This is a genomic window from Marivirga arenosa (genome assembly GCF_030503875.2).
GTDB classification, from domain to species: Bacteria; Bacteroidota; Bacteroidia; order Cytophagales; family Cyclobacteriaceae; genus Marivirga; species Marivirga arenosa.
In genome coordinates this window covers 3,290,056-3,311,412 of the sequence record NZ_CP129968.2, presented here as the reverse complement: position 1 = coordinate 3,311,412, position 21,357 = coordinate 3,290,056, and the positions used below count along the sequence as shown (strand labels likewise).

General features: G+C 33.9%; 13 protein-coding genes. All 13 read left to right on the top strand.

The genetic code is table 11. From position 1 onward, the window contains the following. Positions 1-102: 102 nt before the first annotated feature. Complete coding sequence (locus QYS47_RS14195; protein ID WP_322346878.1) at positions 103-1,581, top strand: lipopolysaccharide biosynthesis protein; 1,479 nt, start codon at positions 103-105, stop codon at positions 1,579-1,581. Between the two features lie 25 nt (positions 1,582-1,606). Then, on the top strand, positions 1,607-2,041 hold the full coding sequence (dut, locus tag QYS47_RS14190) for a dUTP diphosphatase (protein ID WP_302123691.1): 435 nt from the start codon (positions 1,607-1,609) through the stop codon (positions 2,039-2,041). 63 nt (positions 2,042-2,104) lie between these two features. Next, positions 2,105-3,115, top strand: a complete 1,011-nt coding sequence (locus QYS47_RS14185; protein ID WP_322346877.1) for a sugar phosphate nucleotidyltransferase — start codon at positions 2,105-2,107, stop codon at positions 3,113-3,115. Between the two features lie 6 nt (positions 3,116-3,121). Next, complete coding sequence (locus QYS47_RS14180; protein ID WP_322346876.1) at positions 3,122-4,882, top strand: tetratricopeptide repeat protein; 1,761 nt, start codon at positions 3,122-3,124, stop codon at positions 4,880-4,882. Beyond that, complete coding sequence (locus QYS47_RS14175) at positions 4,866-5,612, top strand: DUF4292 domain-containing protein (RefSeq protein WP_302123697.1); 747 nt, start codon at positions 4,866-4,868, stop codon at positions 5,610-5,612. The genes QYS47_RS14180 and QYS47_RS14175 overlap by 17 nt, the downstream gene beginning before the upstream one ends. Beyond that, on the top strand, positions 5,602-6,807 hold the full coding sequence (locus QYS47_RS14170; protein ID WP_308356048.1) for a murein hydrolase activator EnvC family protein: 1,206 nt from the start codon (positions 5,602-5,604) through the stop codon (positions 6,805-6,807). Before QYS47_RS14175 ends, QYS47_RS14170 begins: the two co-directional genes overlap by 11 nt. Before the next feature lie 151 nt (positions 6,808-6,958). Continuing rightward, the gene (locus tag QYS47_RS14165; protein ID WP_322346875.1) at positions 6,959-7,204 is read left to right on the top strand and encodes a Sec-independent protein translocase subunit TatA/TatB; all 246 of its coding nucleotides are present in this window, start codon (positions 6,959-6,961) and stop codon (positions 7,202-7,204) included. Between the two features lie 2 nt (positions 7,205-7,206). Further along, entirely contained in the window at positions 7,207-8,631 is a 1,425-nt protein-coding gene (gene gatA, locus QYS47_RS14160) for an Asp-tRNA(Asn)/Glu-tRNA(Gln) amidotransferase subunit GatA (protein ID WP_322346874.1), read from the top strand. Between the two features lie 88 nt (positions 8,632-8,719). Further along, entirely contained in the window at positions 8,720-10,105 is a 1,386-nt protein-coding gene (locus QYS47_RS14155; protein ID WP_322346873.1) for a lytic transglycosylase domain-containing protein, read from the top strand. Between the two features lie 11 nt (positions 10,106-10,116). After that, positions 10,117-11,217: a DUF4837 family protein gene (locus tag QYS47_RS14150; protein ID WP_322346872.1), complete on the top strand. Its 1,101-nt coding sequence runs from the start codon at positions 10,117-10,119 to the stop codon at positions 11,215-11,217. 111 nt (positions 11,218-11,328) lie between these two features. After that, positions 11,329-13,608, top strand: coding sequence for an NADP-dependent malic enzyme (locus tag QYS47_RS14145; RefSeq protein ID WP_322346871.1), 2,280 nt, complete (start codon positions 11,329-11,331; stop codon positions 13,606-13,608). Continuing rightward, entirely contained in the window at positions 13,605-14,198 is a 594-nt protein-coding gene (gene ruvA / locus QYS47_RS14140) for a Holliday junction branch migration protein RuvA (RefSeq protein ID WP_308356055.1), read from the top strand. Before QYS47_RS14145 ends, ruvA begins: the two co-directional genes overlap by 4 nt. A 13-nt stretch (positions 14,199-14,211) precedes the next feature. Further along, complete coding sequence (sov, locus tag QYS47_RS14135; RefSeq protein ID WP_322346870.1) at positions 14,212-21,357, top strand: T9SS outer membrane translocon Sov/SprA; 7,146 nt, start codon at positions 14,212-14,214, stop codon at positions 21,355-21,357.

Below are 21,357 nucleotides of genomic sequence, written 5' to 3'. Positions count from 1 at the left end.
GGTAAATAGGGAGTTAAATTATCTTTTTGGTAGTCATCTCCCTATTTTTGATCTCTTTATCTCAACTTCCCGCTTCCATCTTCCAACATCCAACCCCCAGCGATGAATCCACTTAAAAAGTTAGCATCTGAAGCCGGTTTATATGGATTACCCAGCATTTTGGGAAGATTGTTAAATTACTTATTAGTACCTATTCACACGGCAATTTTTTTGGAGGCGGAATATGGTAGTCTAAATCAGCTTTATGCTTATGCTGCTTTTTTGAATATTATTTATACCTATGGAATGGAAACCGCTTTTTTTAGGTTTTCTACAAAAGAGAAAGATAATAGCTATTACTCTCAGGCCTTTACTTCCATTTTAATAAGCTCCTTAATTTTCAGTTCAGCAATATTTTTATTCTCAGAACAGATTATCAATTTTCTTAAATTATCTGTTGAAACTTACATTGTACGTTACCTTGCGGTAATCTTTTTTATCGATGCAATTATTGCTATTCCTCTTGCTAAATTAAGATTAGAGCATAAAGCAAAGAAATTTGCTTTTACCAGAATGAGCAGTATAGTCTTAAATATAGCTTTCAACATTCTTTTCTTAATGCTTTTCCCATATTTGGCAAAAAAAGGATTTATGAATTGGGATTCGAAAGAAAGCGTTGGAATTGGTTATGTGTTTTTAGCAAATCTCTTAGCGAATATTTCAATGATTTTGATTTTATACAAAGAGATCTTTTCTGCTCATCTTCAAATACAGTGGATAAAATTAAGAAAAATGTTGGTTTATGCATGGCCAATATTATTAATGGGAGTTGCTGGTATTGCAGTAGAACAATTAGATAAAATATTATTCGAATTTCTTCTTCCAGAAGATTTTTATGCTGGAATAAACGCAAAAGCTGCAATTGGTATTTATTCTGCGGCCTTTAAGTTAAGTGTTTTTATGGCGCTAGCAGTACAAGCATTTCGTTATGCAGGAGAGCCATTCTTTTTCAGTCAGGCAGAAGATAAACAAGCACCAGAGTTATTCGCGAAAGTATTGTATTATTTTGTTTCTCTTTCTTTAATAATTTGGGTTGGGGTGAGTTTAAATGCCGATTTAATAGGTCAGATTTTCCTTCGAGGCTCAGGATACCGAGATGCTTTATTCTTAGTTCCAATTTTACTTTTAGGAAAATTATTCTTTGGAATCTATGTAAACTTAAGTATTTGGTTTAAGATTACAGATAAGACTTATTATGGAGTTTATATTAGTGTTTTAGGAGGCTTGGTTACCTTAGTAGGTGATTTGATATTAATACCAATTTTAGGTTATACTGGAGCAGCTATCGCAACACTTTTAGCGTATTTTAGCATGATGGTGTATTGTTATTTTACCGGTCAAAAGTATTTTAAAATTCCATATCAGGTAGGGAAGATATTTTTAAATATTTTAATCTCAGGAATACTTATTGCTACTTATTTTTATTTCAAACCTGATTCATCTTGGCTGAATTATACGTTAGGAGTACTTATTACTTTGATTTTTATCCTAATTGTATATTTATATGAACGCAAAAGGGTTTTTTCCAATAAATTAAATTGATACTTTTGAATTTAGAACTCTAATTATGAAAGTAAACGTTATCAATAAATCAAATAATGAACTTCCAGCTTATCAAACAGAAAGTTCAGCAGGCTTAGATTTACGAGCTAATTTGGAAGAGCCTATTAATTTGAAGCCCATGCAAAGAGTATTGGTTCCTACAGGTCTATTTATGGAATTACCCAAAGGTTATGAAGCACAGATCAGACCCAGAAGTGGATTAGCTTACAAGCATGGAATAACGGTGCTTAATAGTCCTGGAACCATAGATGCTGACTACAGAGGGGAATTGAAAGTTTTATTAGTTAATCTTTCAGATGAAAGCTTTCTGATCGAAAATGGAGAAAGAATAGCGCAAATGGTCATAGCTAAACATGAACAAATTGATTGGAATTTAGTAGAAACTCTAGAAGATTCTGAAAGAAGTGCAGGTGGATTTGGTAGCACTGGAAAATCATAACTTGAAGAAGTTTTATAAAATCGATGTTAAAAGAACCATATGGTTCAATAAAAATATAGAAAAATGAATATAATTATACCTATGGCCGGCATGGGCAAACGCATGCGACCTCATACACTTACCGTCCCTAAACCTTTAGTGCCAATTGCGGGTAAGCCTATTGTACAAAGGTTAGTTGAAGATATTGCTAAGGTTTGTGGAAGTGACGTTGATAAAATAGGATTTATAATTAAATCATCTTTCGGCAAAGAAATTGAAGCAAGTCTTCTAAAAATAGCTGAATCGGTAGGTGCAAAAGGTTCTATCCATTATCAGGAAGAAGCTTTAGGTACAGCACATGCTATCATGTGTGCTAAAGAGCTATTGGATGGAAATACGGTTGTAGCCTTTGCGGATACACTCTTTAAAGCTGATTTCAAATTAGATACTTCTGAGGAAGGAATCATTTGGACTCAAAAAGTTGAGGATCCATCAGCTTTTGGAGTAGTAAAGGTAAATGAAGATAATGTAATTACTGATTTCATTGAAAAACCTGAAACTCCGGTTTCTAATCTTGCAATCATTGGAATTTATTATTTCCAAAAAGGAGAAGATTTAAGAAAAGAGTTACAGTATCTTTTAGATAATGATATTAAAGACGCAGGAGGCGAATTTCAGATTACTGTCGCGCTTGAGAATATGAAAGATAAGGGTGTAAAATTACGCCCTGGTACGGTAACTGAATGGTTAGATTGCGGAAATAAAGATGCAACCGTTTATACCAATCAAAGATATTTAGAGTTTATTAAGCATGAGAATTTAATTAGTGAATCAGCAAGTATAAACAACTCAGTTATTATCCCGCCAGTGTATTTGGGTGAAAATGTAAGTATTGAGAACTCAGTTATTGGTCCTCATGTTTCCATAGGAGATGATACTAAGGTGGCAGATAGCAGAATTAAGAATAGTATAATTCAAACGAATACAAATATTACTGAAGCTCAAATTAAAGACAGTATGCTCGGGAATTTTGTTTCTTACAATGGAGCAGCTAAAGATTTGAGTATAGGGGATTACAACAAAGTAATTGAATAATTTATAGTGTTAAATAGGGTAGGGAATAGTGTAAGTAGCATTTTTGTATTGCTTTTAATTGCGATGGCTCAACTTGGGTACGCTCAAGTTCCTGATACACCTCAACAAGAAGATATATTACCTGAAGCTGATCCTTTAAAAGTGGATCGCTTTAATGTAGAATTCCTAATCGTTGAAGGTATGCATCATTTAGCTATCGATGATAAAGCAAAAGCTTTGGATAGTTTTATGAAGGCTCATCAAATTATGCCTGAAAATGCCGCTTTAAATTATCAAATCGCCAAAATTTTAAAAGATAGTGATGATAAGAATCAAGCACTTTTTTACATCTCTAAATCAACTGAGAAAGATCAATCCAATTATTACTACCAAGCTTTAAAAGCAGAAATACAAACCGAATTAGGAAGTCTTTCTGAAGCAATTCAGACTTACGAAAATTTATATAAATTTTCTGAAAATGCTCCAGATGATTATTTATTAGAGCTTGCAGCGCTTTATTTATATAGTAATGATCTTAATATGGCGCTGAATACGTATGACAGAATCGAAAGTAGGATAGGTATTTTAGAAGAAGTAAGTACTCAAAAGCAAAAAATTTATTTAAAGCAGAATAAATTAAAAGAAGCCATTGAGGAAGGAAAAAGATTAGTAAATGCTTATCCGAAAATTGGTGATTATGCTGTTTCTGTAGCTCAGATCATGTTGTCAAATGATAAAAAAGATGATGCTATTAATTATTTGAAATCATATTTGGACGATTATCCAAATCAAGCTTTGGTTCAAATGGAATTAGCTAAGCTTTACAGGCAAAATGGAGAATTTGAGTTAGCACTACCATATTTTGAAAAGGCTTTTACTTCAGAGGAAATACCTTTAGAAGATAAACTGAATAATTTCGTTGCACTAATTCAAAAAATAACATCTGAAAATGAACAAGAAAAACTGAAAGCATTAGGTCAAAATATTATAAAAATTCATTCTACTGATGCAAATGCTTATGCAGCAAATGGTGATTTATATTTCGCATTGAATCAAAAAGATAGTGCAAAATATTTTTATAGTAAAGCAGTAAACATTAATGGTGATAATCTTCAATTATGGCAAAACTTATTATCCATTGAGATGGAAAGTGCCAATTATAAAAATGTGGTAAAATATGCTGATGAAGCCTTGACCTATTTCCCCAATCAGCCTGTATTATATTTATATGGTGGATCAGGTCATTTTTCATTAAAGAATTATAAAATGGCCATTATGAACTGGGAGCAAGGCAAATCTATTGTTTATGGTAACCCAAGATTAAAAAGCACTTTTGCGGCTCAATTGGGTGATGCCTACCATGCCAATCAGCAGTTTGATAAATCATTTAGGTCTTATGAAGAAGCAATTGAAGCTAATCCTAGTAATTATTTTGCTATAAATAATTATGCCTACTATTTATCTCTAAGAAAAGAAAATTTAGACAGAGCTAAAGAACTGTCATCCAGAATGGTGCAAGCGAACCCTGATAATGCTACCTTCCTAGATACCCACGGATGGGTTTTATTCCAAAAGGAAGAGTATGAAGAGGCTCTTAAGTATTTAGAAAAAGCTGCGGAAAATAGTAATTCCGCTACCATAGTTGAACATTATGCTGATGCGCTTTTTAAAACTGGCGATAAGGATAGGGCTTTAGAGGTATGGAAGAAGGCAAAATCCTTAGGAGGGGCTTCTGATTTAATTGACAAAAAAATATCTGAAAAAAAATATTATGACGCGTCTATTTAGTGTATTAATCTGTTTCGCAGTTTTAGTCTTCACTTCATGTGGTAAAAAGATTTTACCTACTTCATCTGTGGAAAAGGAATATGCATTAGAAAAATTTGATTTTGACTATCTACAAGCAAAATCTAAAATTCGGTTTAGTTCTCCCGACCGAAACCTAAGCTCAAGTGCTAGCATAAGAATGAAGAGAGATAGCATAATCTGGGTTTCTGTATCACCTATTTTCGGGATTGAAGCGGCAAGAGGCTTTATAAGTCAGGATACAATAGTTTTTCTGGATAGAGTGAATAAGGATGTTTATCGGTATAATTTCAAATCCTTGAGTAATAGTTTGAATTTTGAAATAGATTTTGAAATGATACAGTCTATTTTGCTAGGAAATCAGGTTTTTGAGTTTAAAAATGATGATAACTTCTCAAAAAAGGCAGGAGAATTAATGATTAATCAAAAAAGAGGAAGGTTTGAATTGGAAACTACTGCCTCTGCTAAAGACAGAAAAGTCCAAAATATTAAGGTGAGAGAAATTCCAGATGGAAGTAAAATGGAAATTATATTTTCAGAATTTAATTTGGTTGATCAACAAGCCTTTCCCTTCAATGCAATTGTTGAAATCATATCTGCAGGCACAAAAGGTGAAGAATCTACCCAAGTGCAAATCGAACATTCAAAAGTAGAAGTAGGAAATACTCCAATCTCTTTCCCATTCAGCGTACCAAGTAAATATGAAAATTAATTTTTTCCATATTAGCCTTATAAGTCTTTTTTTAATTTTTGGGTACGATTCTTATGCTCAAAAATCTAGAGAGGAGTTAGAAAAAGAAAAAAAGGAGAATCTCCAAAAGATAAGTGAAGCGGAGAAAATTTTAAATCAAACAACTTCCAAAAAGCGGGCTACAATTGGTCAATTAAATGCTTTGAATTATAAAATTCAGGCTCAGCAATCCTTAACAAATTCCATTTCAAATGAACTGAATTTATTGAATCAAAAGCTCAATGAGATTGGAAGTATTATCAATTCAATGGAGAGTGATTTGGAAAAAATGAAAGTTGAGTACGCCAAAATGTTATATGCCACTCAAAAAAGCAATCAGTCACTTAGTAAGCTAGCATATGTGTTTGCATCCTCGTCTTTTTATGAAATGTTCATGCGTTTGAAGTATATGGAATATTATGGGAAAATTCGTAGAGAACAAGCTGCACAAATTGAGTTAATCAAACAATTATTGATAGGTCAAAAAGAAAGTGTAGAAGAAGTTAGACTAGAAAAAAGTACACTTTTGCAAGAACAAATTTTCAGAAATAGAGAGCTAAATAAATTAAAGCAACAACAAAGCTCTTTAGTAACAGAACTCAACAAAAGAGAGAAACAAATAAAATCTGAAATAGAAGATAGAAAAAAATCAGTTAAAAACTTAGAGAAAATAATTGCTGATTTAATTAAAAAGGAAATTGAGAAAAGCTCAAAGGGAGCATCTTCCACAAAGTTTGCTTTAACACCAGAAGCAAAAGAATTATCAGATTCATTTGCTGGTAACCGAAATAAGTTGTTTTGGCCTGTAAGCTCTGGCTTTATTTCACAAAAATTCGGTACTCACCCGCACCCTGTTTATAAAAATATTCAAATCAAAAATGACGGAGTAGATATCCAAACTAATGAAAATCAAGAGATACGAGCTGTTTTTGATGGGGAAGTCAGAAATGTAGCATTTATACCAGGTATGAATAATGTGGTTATGGTTCAACATGGTGAGTATTTTACAGTTTATGCTAAGCTAAAAGAGGTGAGCGTTAGAAAAGGAGATAAAGTCACCGCAAAACAACCACTAGGGATAGTTTATACCGACAATGACGGTACTTCAGAAATTCAATTTCAGGTTTGGAAAAACAATCAAAAGATGAATCCTGAACAATGGCTTTTTAGAAGATAAAAGTATTCTCACCTATTATTTTTTGAGATTAGATGAACTATTGTTTGATAATAAGACTTTCTGAAATAGAATTACTCAATTTTTGATAAGGGGTTGGTTAGGCAATCAATTATTCTTTAACTTTACATTTACATTTATAATATAACAAGCAATGAACACAGTATTTGCATTTTTAGGTGGTATAGGAGGATGGGAAATCCTTTTAATCATGTTAGTAATTTTAATATTTTTTGGTGCTAAAAGAATACCTGATTTAGCTAGAGGTTTAGGTAGAGGTATCAGAGAATTTAAGGATGCTACTACAGAAATTAAAGATAATATTGAAGACGGAGGTACTTCTCACAACACTACCTCTAAAACTGATAGCACTCAAAGTAGCAATACTAAAGACCAATAATATTGGAGACCTATCACAGTCTACAGCAGCTTCAGAATGAGCTGAGGGAGGGGAGCTATACCCTTGTTTCAGTTGTAGAACATTATCTTAAATCAATAGAGGAGAATAAACATCTTAATGTTTTTCTTGATGTTTACCATTCTGAAGCTATTTCGAAAGCTCAAGAATTACAGAATAAAATAGATTCTGGTCAATCTTTAGGCAAGCTATTCGGATTAGTGATAGGTATTAAGGATGTTCTAGTGCAGAAGAATAAAGAAGTTCGTTCTGCATCTAAAATATTAGAAGGTTTTGAATCTCAATTCACCGCTACTTCAGTTCAAAGACTTTTAGACGAGGATGCCATCATTATTGGATCACAGAATTGTGATGAATTTGCAATGGGCTCTTCAAATGAAAATTCAGCATTCGGTCCTACATTAAATGCTGATGATAATTTAAAAGTACCAGGAGGTTCTTCAGGGGCATCAGCTGTTTCAGTTCAAGCAGGTTTATGCATGGCTGCTTTAGGTACCGATACGGGTGGTTCAGTTAGGCAACCCGCAGCATTCTGTGGTGTTGTCGGCATTAAACCTACCTATTCTAGAGTATCTAGATATGGATTAATAGCATTTGCTTCTTCCTTCGATTGCATCGGAGTGTTCTCAAAGAACATTGAAGATAATGCTCTTATTCTTGAAGTCATTTCAGGTTCAGACGATTATGACAGTACCGTTTCTAATAAGGAAGTACCTGAATATTCAAAGCAATTATCTTTTAATCAAAAGGCTAGAGTTGCTTTTATAAAAGAAACAATTGAAAATGAAGCCCTTCAAGAAGAAATTAAAAACTCAACCTTAGAAAAGTTAAACTGGCTAACAGAACAAGGGCATGAAGTTGAGGAGGTCACATTTCCTCATTTAGATTATGTTCTACCAACTTATTATATATTAACAACAGCTGAAGCAAGTTCAAACTTATCTCGTTTTGATGGCGTCCGATATGGATATAGAGCCCCAGAAGCCTATAATATGGAAAGCATGTATAAGCTTTCTAGAACTCAAGGATTTGGAGAGGAAGTTAAGAGAAGAATTATGCTAGGCACTTTTGTGCTGTCAGCTAGTTATTATGATGCTTACTACACAAAAGCACAAAAAGTAAGAAGAATAATTAGAGATGAAACTCGAGATATTCTTTCAAAATATGATTTTATCATAATGCCAACGACTCCAAGTACCGCATTTCCACTTAATTCTGATCGAGATAATCCTGCGGAGATGTACTTGGAAGATATTTTTACCGTTCAAGCTAATGTATCAGGTATACCAGCTATTTCGATTCCAAATGGTAGAGATAAATCAAACATGCCGATTGGACTTCAGGTGATGACTGATGTTTTTAAAGAAAATGAGTTGTATGCATTTTCTAATTATCTGATGAATTCCTAATTTTATTAATATGTGGGTGAAGATTGTCAGTAAATATATCGCTGTGCTTTTTTTGATGTGCACTTCTTTGAATGTAGAAGCATATCAAATGAATTTACAACAAGCAGATAGTATTGAGGAATCAGATACTATTGAAATTCAAATGGATTCTGTTTCAGATAGTTTGATTGTTTTAAATCATGAATACGAATTTATTCCTGAATTCAATAATGAAATTATTCAGGAAAGACTTTCCTCCATTGAAAATGAAATCCCCCTAACTTACAATAGTATAGTTAACTCATTTATCAATTACTTTACTGTAACTGATAGAGATTATACTAGAAAAGTAGCTAAACTGCAGACCAAATATTTTCCTATGATTGAGAAATATTTAGCGCAATACGATTTGCCTGAAGAGTTGAAATATTTAGCAATTGTAGAATCTGGTTTAAATCCAAAAGCTGAATCACCAGCTGGAGCAGTTGGTTTGTGGCAATTTATGCCTCTTACAGGACGATTAGATTATGGACTACATGAAAACTGGTACATGGATGAAAAGATGGATATGGAAAAATCCACTGATGCTGCTTGTCGTTATTTATCATTTCTTTACAAATATTTTTATAATGATTGGCAATTAGCCCTTGCAGCCTACAATACAGGCCCAGGTAATGTTAGAAAAGCCATCAGAAGAAGTGGGTATAAAAAAAGCTTCTGGGAAATATACCCTTATTTATATAGAGAAACCCGGTCATATGTTCCTCAATTTATAGCCATTATGTACAGTATGAATTACTTAGAGGAGCATAATTTATTTATTGATGAGTATGAATATTTGCCAGAATACTCCACTGTAACCATAAATGAATTTTTAAATCTATCTTTATTTGCAGAGCATAGTGGTATTTGCCTAGAAACTTTAAATGAGCTTAATCCTGAATTGAAGCATGGAGCTATTTCTGATCATCACGCAAGTTATCAATTAAGAATCCCTTCTGATCAAAAAGAATTTGTTGATTCCCATCTCGATGAGATCATGAAGTTTGCGAGTCAAGGAAAAGAGCATTTTGAACGATTAGCAAGAAATGAATTAGGGAGTACTTATGGAAGACAAAAGCTAGCTTACAAGGTGAAGCCAGGAGATGTTCTCGGTAAAATTGCTCAAACTTATAATGTCAGAATAGGGGATATTCAGCAATGGAATAATATAAGAGGAACTACAATCAGAGTAGGACAAAACTTAAATATTTGGATTGAGGATGGCTTTTATGATAATGTGAATATGCAATTAAAAGCAGCAAGCCAGAATAACTTAAATAGCCAGAGGGTAGCACTTAAATCTGGCCAATATAGAGTTCAATACGGAGATACCTTATGGGATATTTCCAGAAAATTTGAAGGTCTTTCGGTAGAGAAGTTGAAAAAAATGAATAATTTGGAGGGTAATGGGATTAAGCCCGGACAGATTCTTAAGATTAAAGAAAATTCATAAAAACTTTCATTATGCACTTATTAAAAAAATCATATAATCTATTTTTAATAGTATTACTATCTCTTTTTATTTTCTCATGTAATAATGATAAAAAAGCTGGTGAGAAAAGTGAAAATTCCACTATGCAAAAGGCAAGAGGTGAATCAGGAGAAGTAATATTAGTAATACCACCTAGCCTTTGGGATGGTGAACTAGGAAATTTATTAAGAGAAATTCTTGTGTCAAAAGTTGAAGTTCTACCACAAGATGAAGCCCTTTATGATCTAAAACCTGTAGATCCGAGTAAATTTAATAGTGTCTTCAAAGCCTCACAGAATTTGATGTTTGTGGCAACTCTAGATAATAATAAGCCGGAAGGGAAATACATGAAAAAGTATTTTACTGAAAACTCATTGAATCAAATTGAGCAAAATCCAAACCTTTTCTCTTTTAATCAAGAAGACGTTTATGCTCGTGGTCAAGAGGTATTGTATTTATTTGGTCGTAATGAGAAAGAATTAATCAAGAATATAAAAGCTAACCGTGATGGAATTAAAGAGTTTTTCAATGATAAGGAAGCAGAAAGATTAATTTCAAATTATAAGAAAACAGCTCAGAAGGGGATTATGAATTATATTGAGGATTCCTTAAATCTTGAGTTAATGATTCCAGCAGGATTCGATATTGCAATCAAACAAGATGATTTTGTTTGGCTAAGAGAATTGGGCAATGATGAAGAATTTAATATCTGGATTGTAAAAATGCCTTATACGGATGAATCAATTTTTGACCCCGCTAATATTAAATCTTTAAGAAATGAATTAGGACAAAAGTATATCACAGATGAAGACATACCTGATTTATACTTAACCAGTCAGGATGAAGTAGAATTTGTGATAGATACAATCAATTTAAATAATAACTACACATTAAGAACGAGAGGGTTATGGAAGTATTCCGATAATTCTCGTGGGGGTGCTTTTGTAGGTTATTTATTTGCAAATGAAGACTCCGGTGATTTGTACTTTATGGAAGGCTATCTTGATGCTCCAGGAGAATCAAAGCGTGAATCCATGCGTAAATTAAAAGCAATTATGGGTACCGCTAAATTTCCTGAAAGTATAGAGGATTAATCCATTTAAACCTACTATCGAAGTAGGCAATTCTAAATAATTTTATACTTATTCAATTGGATATATTTTTCAAATTCAATTGAGTCATTTCTGATATTTTATATTACTATTATGGCTAAAAAAGTTCGTAAGCAAGATGCTTTAAATTATCATATGCAGGGTACTCCAGGTAAAATTGAGGTTGTACCTACAAAAATGTTAAGTTCTCAATCTGATTTAGCATTGGCCTACTCTCCTGGGGTTGCTGAACCTTGTAAGGAGATTGAAAAAGATAGTGAAAATGCTTATAAATATACTGCTAAAGGAAATTTAGTAGGCGTAGTATCAAATGGTACAGCAGTATTAGGATTAGGGGATATTGGTCCGGATGCTTCAAAACCTGTAATGGAGGGGAAAGGAGTACTTTTTAAAAAATTTGCTGGAATTGATGTATTTGATATTGAAATCAATGAAAAAGATCCTAAAAAGCTTATTGAAATCGTAAAATCCTTAGAGCCTACTTTTGGTGGGATCAATTTAGAGGACATAAAAGCTCCCGAATGCTTCGAAGTTGAAACCGCATTAAAGGAACAAATGAATATTCCTGTCATGCATGATGATCAGCATGGAACGGCTATCATATCGGGTGCTGCACTAATCAATGCATTGGAGTTAGTTGATAAGAAAATTGAAGACATCAAAATTGTTGTATTAGGTGCAGGAGCAGCTGCTATATCTTGTTCAAAACTATATAATTCCTTAGGTGCTAAGCTTGAAAACATTTATATGTTTGACAGAAAGGGCTTACTTACTAAAGACAGAGATGACTTGAGTGAGATGGGAAAACTATTTGCTCAGGATAAATCAGATATCAATGATGTGAAGGATGCAATGAAAGGAGCCGATGTATTTTTGGGACTTTCTGCAGGAAATGTTATTGACAAAAGTCATATAAAAGCCATGGCGGATAATCCAATTGTATTTGCCCTAGCTAATCCTGATCCAGAGATTCCTTATGCAGAAGCAATGTCTGCAAGAAAAGATATTATTATGGCTACAGGAAGATCTGATCATCCTAATCAGGTGAATAATGTGATCGGATTCCCATATATTTTTAGAGGGGCATTGGATGTTAGAGCAACAGCCATAAATGAAGAAATGAAGTTAGCGGCTGCTTATGCAATTGCTGAATTGGCAAAGCAGCCAGTTCCAGAATTGATTAATAAAGCATATGATGATCAAAAGATTGTATTTGGTAGAGAGTATTTAATTCCAAAACCGCTGGATCCTCGATTGATTACTACTATTTCACCTGCAGTTGCAAAAGCTGCAATGGATTCTGGAGTGGCTAAAACTAGAATCACTAATTGGTCTCAATATGATGTAGATTTACAAAAGAGAATTGGGGTTGATCAGAAGTTGATGAATAGAATTTTAACCATTGCTAAAAAAGATCCTAAGAGAGTAGTTTTTGCTGAAGCGGATAATGCCAACATACTCAAAGCGGTACAAATGGTAATAGATGAGGGTATTGCTGAACCAATTCTTTTAGGAAATAAGCAGAAAATTGAATCCTTAATTAAGACGCATCAACTAGACTTACACGATGTAAAAATCATTGATAATTACATTGATGACAAGAAAAGAGAGGAATATGGTAAAGTCTACTACAATAAGAGAAAACGTAAGGGGGTAACCCAATACGAAGCTGTCAAAATTATGCGTGAAAGAAATTATTTTGGTAGTATGATGGTAGAGTTAGGAGAAGCAGATGCAATGATCTCTGGTTTAACTAAGGATTATCCAAAAACTATCCGTCCAGCACTTGAAATAATTGGAGCAGAGGCAGGAAAGCGAGTTGCAGGTATGTATATCTTACTTACCAAAAAGGGAACTTTCTTCTTCTCAGACACTACAGTAAATACAAACCCAACTGTAGATGAATTAGTGGAGATTATTGGTTTAACTGCCAGAGGAGCAAAAGTTTTTGGTTTTGAGCCAAGAATGGCGGTGCTTTCATATTCTAACTTTGGAAGTAGTAAAGGTGATATACCAGAGAAAACAGCTAAAGCAAGAGCTATAGCAAAAGAAAGGTGGCCAGATTTAATTATTGATGGAGATATTCAAGCCAATATAGCCGTTAATGAAGAGTTATTAAAGGAAACTTATCCTTTTTCTGAATTGGCCGAAAAAGGGGCTAATACCTTTATATTCCCTAATCTAGCTTCTGGTAATATTGCCTACAAGCTTTTGATGGAATTAGGAAATGCGGAAGCAATAGGACCAATTTTATTAGGTATGAATAAGCCAGTTCACATTCTACAACTTGGCAGTTCTATTCGTGAAATTGTGAATATGGTAGCTATTTCTGTAGTAGATGCTCAAGACCATCAGAATAGGATGAAATCATGATATCATTTTTAAAAGGCCAAATAATAGAATTAGAACCTACTCACCTCATCATTGAAGTTGGGGGGGTAGGTTATCATGTTAATATTCCGCTTTCTGCCTATGATGCTTTCAAAAGTCAAAAGGAAGCCCGCGTATTAACACATTTCCATGTAAAAGAAGATGCTCAAACTTTATATGGTTTTTTTCTGCCAGAAGAAAGAGCCGTATTTTTAGATTTGATTGGGATTTCAGGAATAGGCCCATCCACAGCAATTGGGATGCTTTCCGCTATGAATCCTAATGAAATTAAGTCAGCAATTGTAGCTGAAAATGTAAAACAAATTCAATCGATTAAAGGAATTGGAGGAAAAACAGCCCAGAGGGTAATTCTTGAATTAAAAGATCGATATAAAAAAGAAGATTTAATTACTGAATCTGCTCAAACTTCTACTATTTCAAACAATAGCTTGCGCAAGGAAGCGTTATCAGCATTGATAAATTTAGGATTCGCTAAAAATTCTGCTGAAAAGGTTATTGATAAGATATTGCAAGCTAATAAGGAAAATATTACTTTAGAGCAATTAATAAAGCAAGCCTTAAAATCAGCTTAAACTAAATTGTATTTTGCAAAGTAGGAGCTTTCAACTTCTTTTACGGACAGTACTCTTTTTCCTATTCTTAATAGTAGGACAGATATACCTATACGCTAATTCAAACGAGCATTCATTTGAATTGTTTCAGGAAGTTCAGCAGCAACAAGACACTGTTAAATCTGATACTACTAAAGTAGATAGTGTACGTAACTATCAACCCAGTAGAAGACCTACTTATCAGGCGCAAGATAGATACGGTGATCCATTTTCTAATGATTTAGGGAATAGTCCATTACTATTGGAAGACCCTGCGGCATTAAATGTAGACGTTGAAATTGATACAGGTTTTAATTATTCCATTTATGAAACTATAGGTGATATAGATTTCCGACCAACATCTTCTATGTCATTTCAGGAGTTTTCCAATTATCAAGATGATCGAATTTTAAAAGAATATTGGAAGGAAAGATCTTTAGGTTTAGATGGCGAAAGCGCATTAAGTGGCCGTTCTTTGATTCCGCCTTTGTATGTAAGTCCTGTATTTGATCGAATTTTTGGGGGTAGTTTTGTTGAGCTCATTCCAAATGGTTTTATTACTCTTGATTTTGGAGGCCGATTTACTAAAAATGAAAATCCAAACTTGCCCGTTCAGCAGCAACGATATTCTAGCTTTGAATTCGATCAGCAAATCAATATGAATGCAGTAGGGAAAGTAGGAGAGAAGTTAGCTGTAACAGCAAATTTTGCAAATAACAACTCTTTTGATTTCCAAAATGACTTAAAAGTTGAATATACTGGATATGAAGAAGAGATTTTAAAGAAAATTGAGATCGGTAATGTGAGTATGCCAGTCAATAATTCTTTAATGTCAGGAGCACAAAACCTTTTTGGAGTTAAAACTCAAATGCAATTTGGTCATTTGTTTGTAACTAGTGTAGCATCTACTCAAAGAGGAAAAGCAGAAAGCGTAAAAGTAGAAGGAGGGGCACAAAGGCAAGAGTTCCAGGTGAGATCATCTGATTATGATGAAAATAGGCATTTCTTTTTAGGGCATTTTTTCAGAAATAATTACGAGAGATGGCTTAATGGATTGCCTCGAATTAATTCCAGCTTAGATATTAGAAGGGTAGAGGTCTATATACTAAATAGAAATCAAAATACTCAAAATCTTCGATCAATTGCTGCTTTTATGGATTTGGGAGAAGCAAATCCTAATAATACCAACCAATTGCAATACTTAAATTCTGGCACACCTAATAATAGTCCCACAGATAATGATGCGAACGGACTATGGGAGGAAATCAATACTTACAATAAAAGCTATGATAATTTCCTTAATTCCTTAGAAACCTCAAGTCCAGAATTAGCTAGAACAGTCGATTATGAAATTATTAACGTAGCGAGAAAGCTAGATGCTACGGAGTATAATTTTAATAAGGAATTGGGGTATCTTTCTTTAAGAAGACAACTTCAAAATGATGAGATGCTAGCTGTTGCCTATGAGTATACTTATAATGGGCAGCGCTATCAAGTAGGGGAAATGGCTGAAAATTATGGTAGCCGCTCGGATGATGAAGTAGTATTATTAAAACTATTAAGACCGTCAAAAATCAATGTGGATGTTCCTAGCTGGGATTTGATGATGAAAAACATCTACAACCTTCAAGGAAATCAGATAAGCCAAGAAGGATTTCAACTTAGAATCATCTATCGTGATGATAGAACTGGTCAAGATAATCCTAGTCTTCATGAAAGCTCATTAAGAGATATTCCATTATTAAGACTGTTCAATTTGGATAGCTTAAATCAAAATAATGATCCGCAACCTGATGGAAATTTCGATTATATAAATGGACTTACTATCAATGAGCAAGAAGGAAAAATTATATTTCCAGTATTGGAGCCATTCGGAAGCAGTTTAGATCAGCAGTTTAGGGATGATGAGCAAACCTTTAAAAGTAAATATGTTTTTAATACGCTTTATGAGTCTACTAAAAATGATGCTCAGCAGCTTACTTCCAAAGATAAATTTTTTATTAAAGGGCAATATGAAAGTGGTTCTTCTACTGAAATTGCACTTCCTGGATTAAATATAGCTGAGAATTCTGTTAGAGTTAGTGCCGGGGGAACTCCTCTTCAAGAGGGAATTGATTATCGCGTAGATTATAATTTAGGCAGAGTTATCATATTGAATGAAGGTATTTTGAACTCAGGAAGAGATTTGGATATTGACTTCGAAACTGAGGATATGTTTAATTTCCAGTCTAAAACATTAATAGGTACTCGTTTCGATTATGTAGTAAGTGATAAATTTAATGTTGGAGCTACTGTCTTAAGGCATACCCAAAGGCCATTGGGAGTATCGCGATATACAATAGGTTCAGAACCATCTAGTAATACCAAATGGGGTGTGGATTTAAATTATAATGATGAAGTTCCATTTTTAACCAAAATGGTCGATTTCATTCCTTTTATAGATACCAAAGTGCCTTCTTCTTTAACTTTTAGAGGAGAGTTTGCCCAATTAATACCGGGTACTAGTAGTCAGGTGGATGGTGAAGGTACAGCCTACTTAGATGATTTTGAGCAATCTGTAACGGTTAATAATCTCGGAAGTGATTTTGTGAGTTGGAATATGGCAGCCACTCCAGCTACACAAGACAATCGTTTTTTTGGACAAGGTAAATGGGGAGCTAATAAGAAAAGAGCTAAGCTAGCTTGGTATAACATCGATTTAAGTTTTTATAATAGAAGTGGGCAAAATATACCCGAATTAACTGATGAGGCAAAGGAAAATCATTACGCTAGATATGTACCCGCACAAGAAATTTATAAAAACAGGGATCAGAACATTGGAATCAACGCCCAACAGACATTCGACTTGGCTTACTTCCCAGAAGAGCGTGGTATGTATAACTTCAATTCTGATTTAACTGCTGAGGGTAGGCTAAAAAATCCTAGACAAAACTGGGCAGGTATTACCAGAGCCATTACTTCTGAGGTTGATTTTGATAAAAATAATATTGAATACATTGAATTTTGGTTACTTGATCCATTCATTGAAACAGAAAGAGGTGTGGTGGATGATGGAACTGAAGATGCTACTAATAATACAACAGGAGGTAAATTGTACTTTAATCTGGGGAGTGTCTCAGAAGATATTTTACCCGATAATAAGCTAGCCTATGAAAATGGATTACCTGCAAATTATGATAATACTGCTGAAGTGGACATTACAGAAGAGGCAAGAGTACCTTCTAATGCACCGATAACAGATGTATTCTCAACGGATCCTGATGCAAGGGAAAATCAAGATGTAGGTTTAGATGGGGTGAGAAATGATCAAGAGGAAGAATTTTATAGTGATTTTGTAAACGAGATTAATAGTAATTCATCGATATCTGATGAGGCTAAAAACAGAATTCTCAGTGATATATCTGCTGATAATTTCAGGTATTTCTTGGGCGATGAATTTGATGCAGAACAAGCGCCAATAGTAGAAAGATATAAAAATTTCAGTAATATGGAAGGAAACACTCCTGCTAGTAGTGGTGAAGGAAGTTTTAATCCTTCAGGAAGCCGATACCCAGATTCTGAAGATTTAAATAATGATAGAACAGTTTCTACTCTAGAAGAATATTACGAATATGAAGTGGATTTAAGACAATCCACATTAAATGTAGCGAATAACCCATTGATTGTAGATGAAGTAACTGCATCAAGTGAAAATGAAAATGTGAAATGGTATCTATTTAGAATACCCGTAAGGAACCCAACTAGAATTCAAGGGGAAATTCAAGGATTTAAAACTATTCGCTATATCAGAACTCTTTTGACAGATTTTGAACAACCGGTAGTGTTAAGAATGGCTGATTTCCGATTGGTAGGTTCTCAATGGAGAAAATATAATGGATCTTTGTCAAGATCAGGAATAATTGAAACTCCAGAGCAAAAGCCTTCCAACTTAGTGATATCTGCAGTAAGTATTGAAGCCAACTCGGAAAATGGTCCAGGTAAGGTACCTTATCAATTACCACCTGGAATTACCCGAGATCAAGATATTGCGGCTGTAGCGAATCCTGTTCGTCAAAATGAAAAATCAGTACAGCTCTGTGTAGATGATTTGGAAGATGGAAAAGCAGTAGCGGCATTCAAAAATGTGAATTTTGATTTAGTGAACTATAACACATTAAAATTATTCCTTCATGCACAGGGAGCTAATGTAAATGATGATGATGTTACTGCTTTTGTAAGATTGGGAACTGATTTTGATGATAACTACTATGAGATCGAACTCCCCTTAAAAGTCACGCCTTATCAAACTACTGATCCTCGTGAAATCTGGCCTTTAGAAAATGAAATTGATCTGGATATTAATGAATTATATAGACTTAAATCAAGAAGGAACCGAGTATTAGGAAATCAAAATATTCTTCTTCCTTATTCAGAGCAAGTGGGTAAATACACATTAACGGTAAGAGGTAGGCCCGATATGAGTTCCGTTCAAACCATTATGATAGGTATCAGAAACCCTGATGGGGGAAGTACTTTACCAAAAGACGTTTGTGTTTGGGCAAATGAGATGAGAGTAACAGACTTTGATCAAACTAACGGATGGGCTGCCAATGCTACCTTAAATGCTAAATTAGCTGATTTTGCTAATATTACATTAGGTACAAATTATTCAACAGTAGGCTTCGGAGGAATTGAACAAAATATTGCGCAAAGAACAAGAGAAACTACTGAAGCCTATGATGTTTCAGCTAATATTAGCTTAGGCAAATTCTTTGGGGATGAATCAGGAATAAAAATCCCAGCTTATTTAGGCTATCAAACCTTTACAGCTACGCCTTTCTTTGATCCGAGAGACCCAGACATTCCTTTAATCCAAGCAATAGAGAGTTTTGAAACAGTAAGTGAAGCTGAGGAGTACCGGAATTTAGTGATTGATCAAGAAGTAAGGCGAAGTATCAACTTTACAAATGTTAGGAAAGAAAGAAAGCAAACCGATAAGTTGGTTTTACCTTTTGCCATTTCAAACTTCGATTTCACCTACGCTTATAGCGATATAAATAGAAGTAATCTTCAAACTGCTTCTTTTGAGACCAGAAATTACAAAGGGGCAGTGGGGTATAATTATGGTTTTCCAAATGCCAATATCGCACCATTGAAAAATGTTGATTTTCTAAATTCTCCGTATTTAAAATTAATCCAGGATATCAATATCAATCCACTACCTTCAACTTTTGGACTAAGAGCTGACTTAGATAGAAGTTATGTTAAAACACAATTAAGAAACGACAGATTGGGTATTGAAGGAATAGAGCCTCAATTTCAGAAATCATTCACTTTAAATAGAACTTATAATTTAGACTGGAACTTGACTGAGAATGTGAATATCAATTATTCTGCAAGAGCATTTTCTATAATTGATGAGGCTCCCGGAGAGATTAATACTGAAGTAAAACGCGATAGTATTTTAACTAATCTTCAGAATTTAGGTAGAATGAAAAATTTTGACCAATCGGTAGTAACAGGTTATCAATTGCCATTAGCAAAAATTCCATTCACCGATTGGGTTTCGGCTGAAGCACGTTATAAAGTTGATTTCAACTGGACATCTGGATCTTTAAATCAAATTGATACTTTAGGACATATCATACAAAATAGCAGTGAATGGGGATTGAACTCTAGGTTAGATATGAATAAGCTTTACAATAAAGTTAAAATCCTGAATAGCATAAATAATCCTCCGCGTAGAAGAGCGAATCAGCCAGATACAACTTGGAATAAACCCGGGGCCCCCATTGTTAAAGGCTTATTGAAATTATTAATGTCAGTTAAGAATATTACTGGAAGCTATTCGGAACGTGGCGGTACATTGTTACCTGGCTTTAGAAACAGAGCATATTTATTCGGGTTAGATTCATCTTTAACGGCTCCTGGAATACCATTTATATTAGGAAGTCAGGATCCTACTATACGATTTAGAGCTGCAGAAAATGACTGGTTAGCAAGATCAAATTCCCAGTCTAATTTTTACACTCAGTCTATTGTAAAGACGCTAGATATTAAGGCTACCTTAGAACCGGCAAAAGATTTAAGTGTCCAATTAGATGTAAATAGAACGCTTAATGAGAATTACAGTGAGTTATTTAGATTTAGTGATGATGCAGATGCTTTTGTAAATCTTACGCCAACAAGAAGTGGAAATTTTGTAATGAGCTACAATATGATCAATACTGCTTTTGTAAGAACTGAGGTAGATAATTCTCCATTATTTGAACAAGTAAGAGAAAACAGGGAAGTTTTAAGGCAAAGATTATCAAGCGCGAATCAAAATGGTGGAGAGTATCAATTAAATCATCAGGATATTTTGATTCCTTCTTTTTTGGCTGCTTACACAGGAGTAGGAGCTTCAGAAATAGAGACCAATCCGTTTCCACGGTTACCACTGCCAAATTGGAGAGTAGACTATAAGGGCCTATCAAATATTAAAGCGATTAAAGAGGTTTTTCCAAGTATAAGTCTTAGTCATGCTTATGTATCTACTTTAACCATTAACAATTTTATTAATAATGCATTTTATGGGGATGAACAAGAGCTTAACTTAAGTAATAACATTGAAAATAATTACCCATTACCATCAGCAGTATCAGATAGCGGATTTTATTTGCCCGTTTATACTATTGGCCAAGTTCTAATTTCAGAAAGATTTTCTCCATTAATAGGAGTGAGCATGAGAAGTTCAGGAAGGCTGACAGCTAAATTTGAATACAAAAAGGAGAGAAATGTAGCTTTAAGTACAGAAACTTCTCAAATAACAGATCAAAAAAGCAATGATATAGTAATAGATATAGGCTTTACAGATCCAAATTTCACATTACCTTTCAAAGTACGTGGCAGAACGGTTTCTCTTGATAATGACTTAACAATGCAATTAAGTGTTACTGTCAGAGATACCGAAGTAGTTCAAAGAACATTAGACGATGGTCGAAATGTATTGGTAGACGGTACAATTAATTTCCAATTAAGACCAACGGTAAATTATACAGTGAATGATAGATTGAATTTGAATTTTTATTTTCAAAGAAATTTCAATGAACCGAGGGTTCAAAACTCATTTCCAACCACAAATACCTCCTTTGGTGTACAAGTTCGATTTGGATTGCAATAA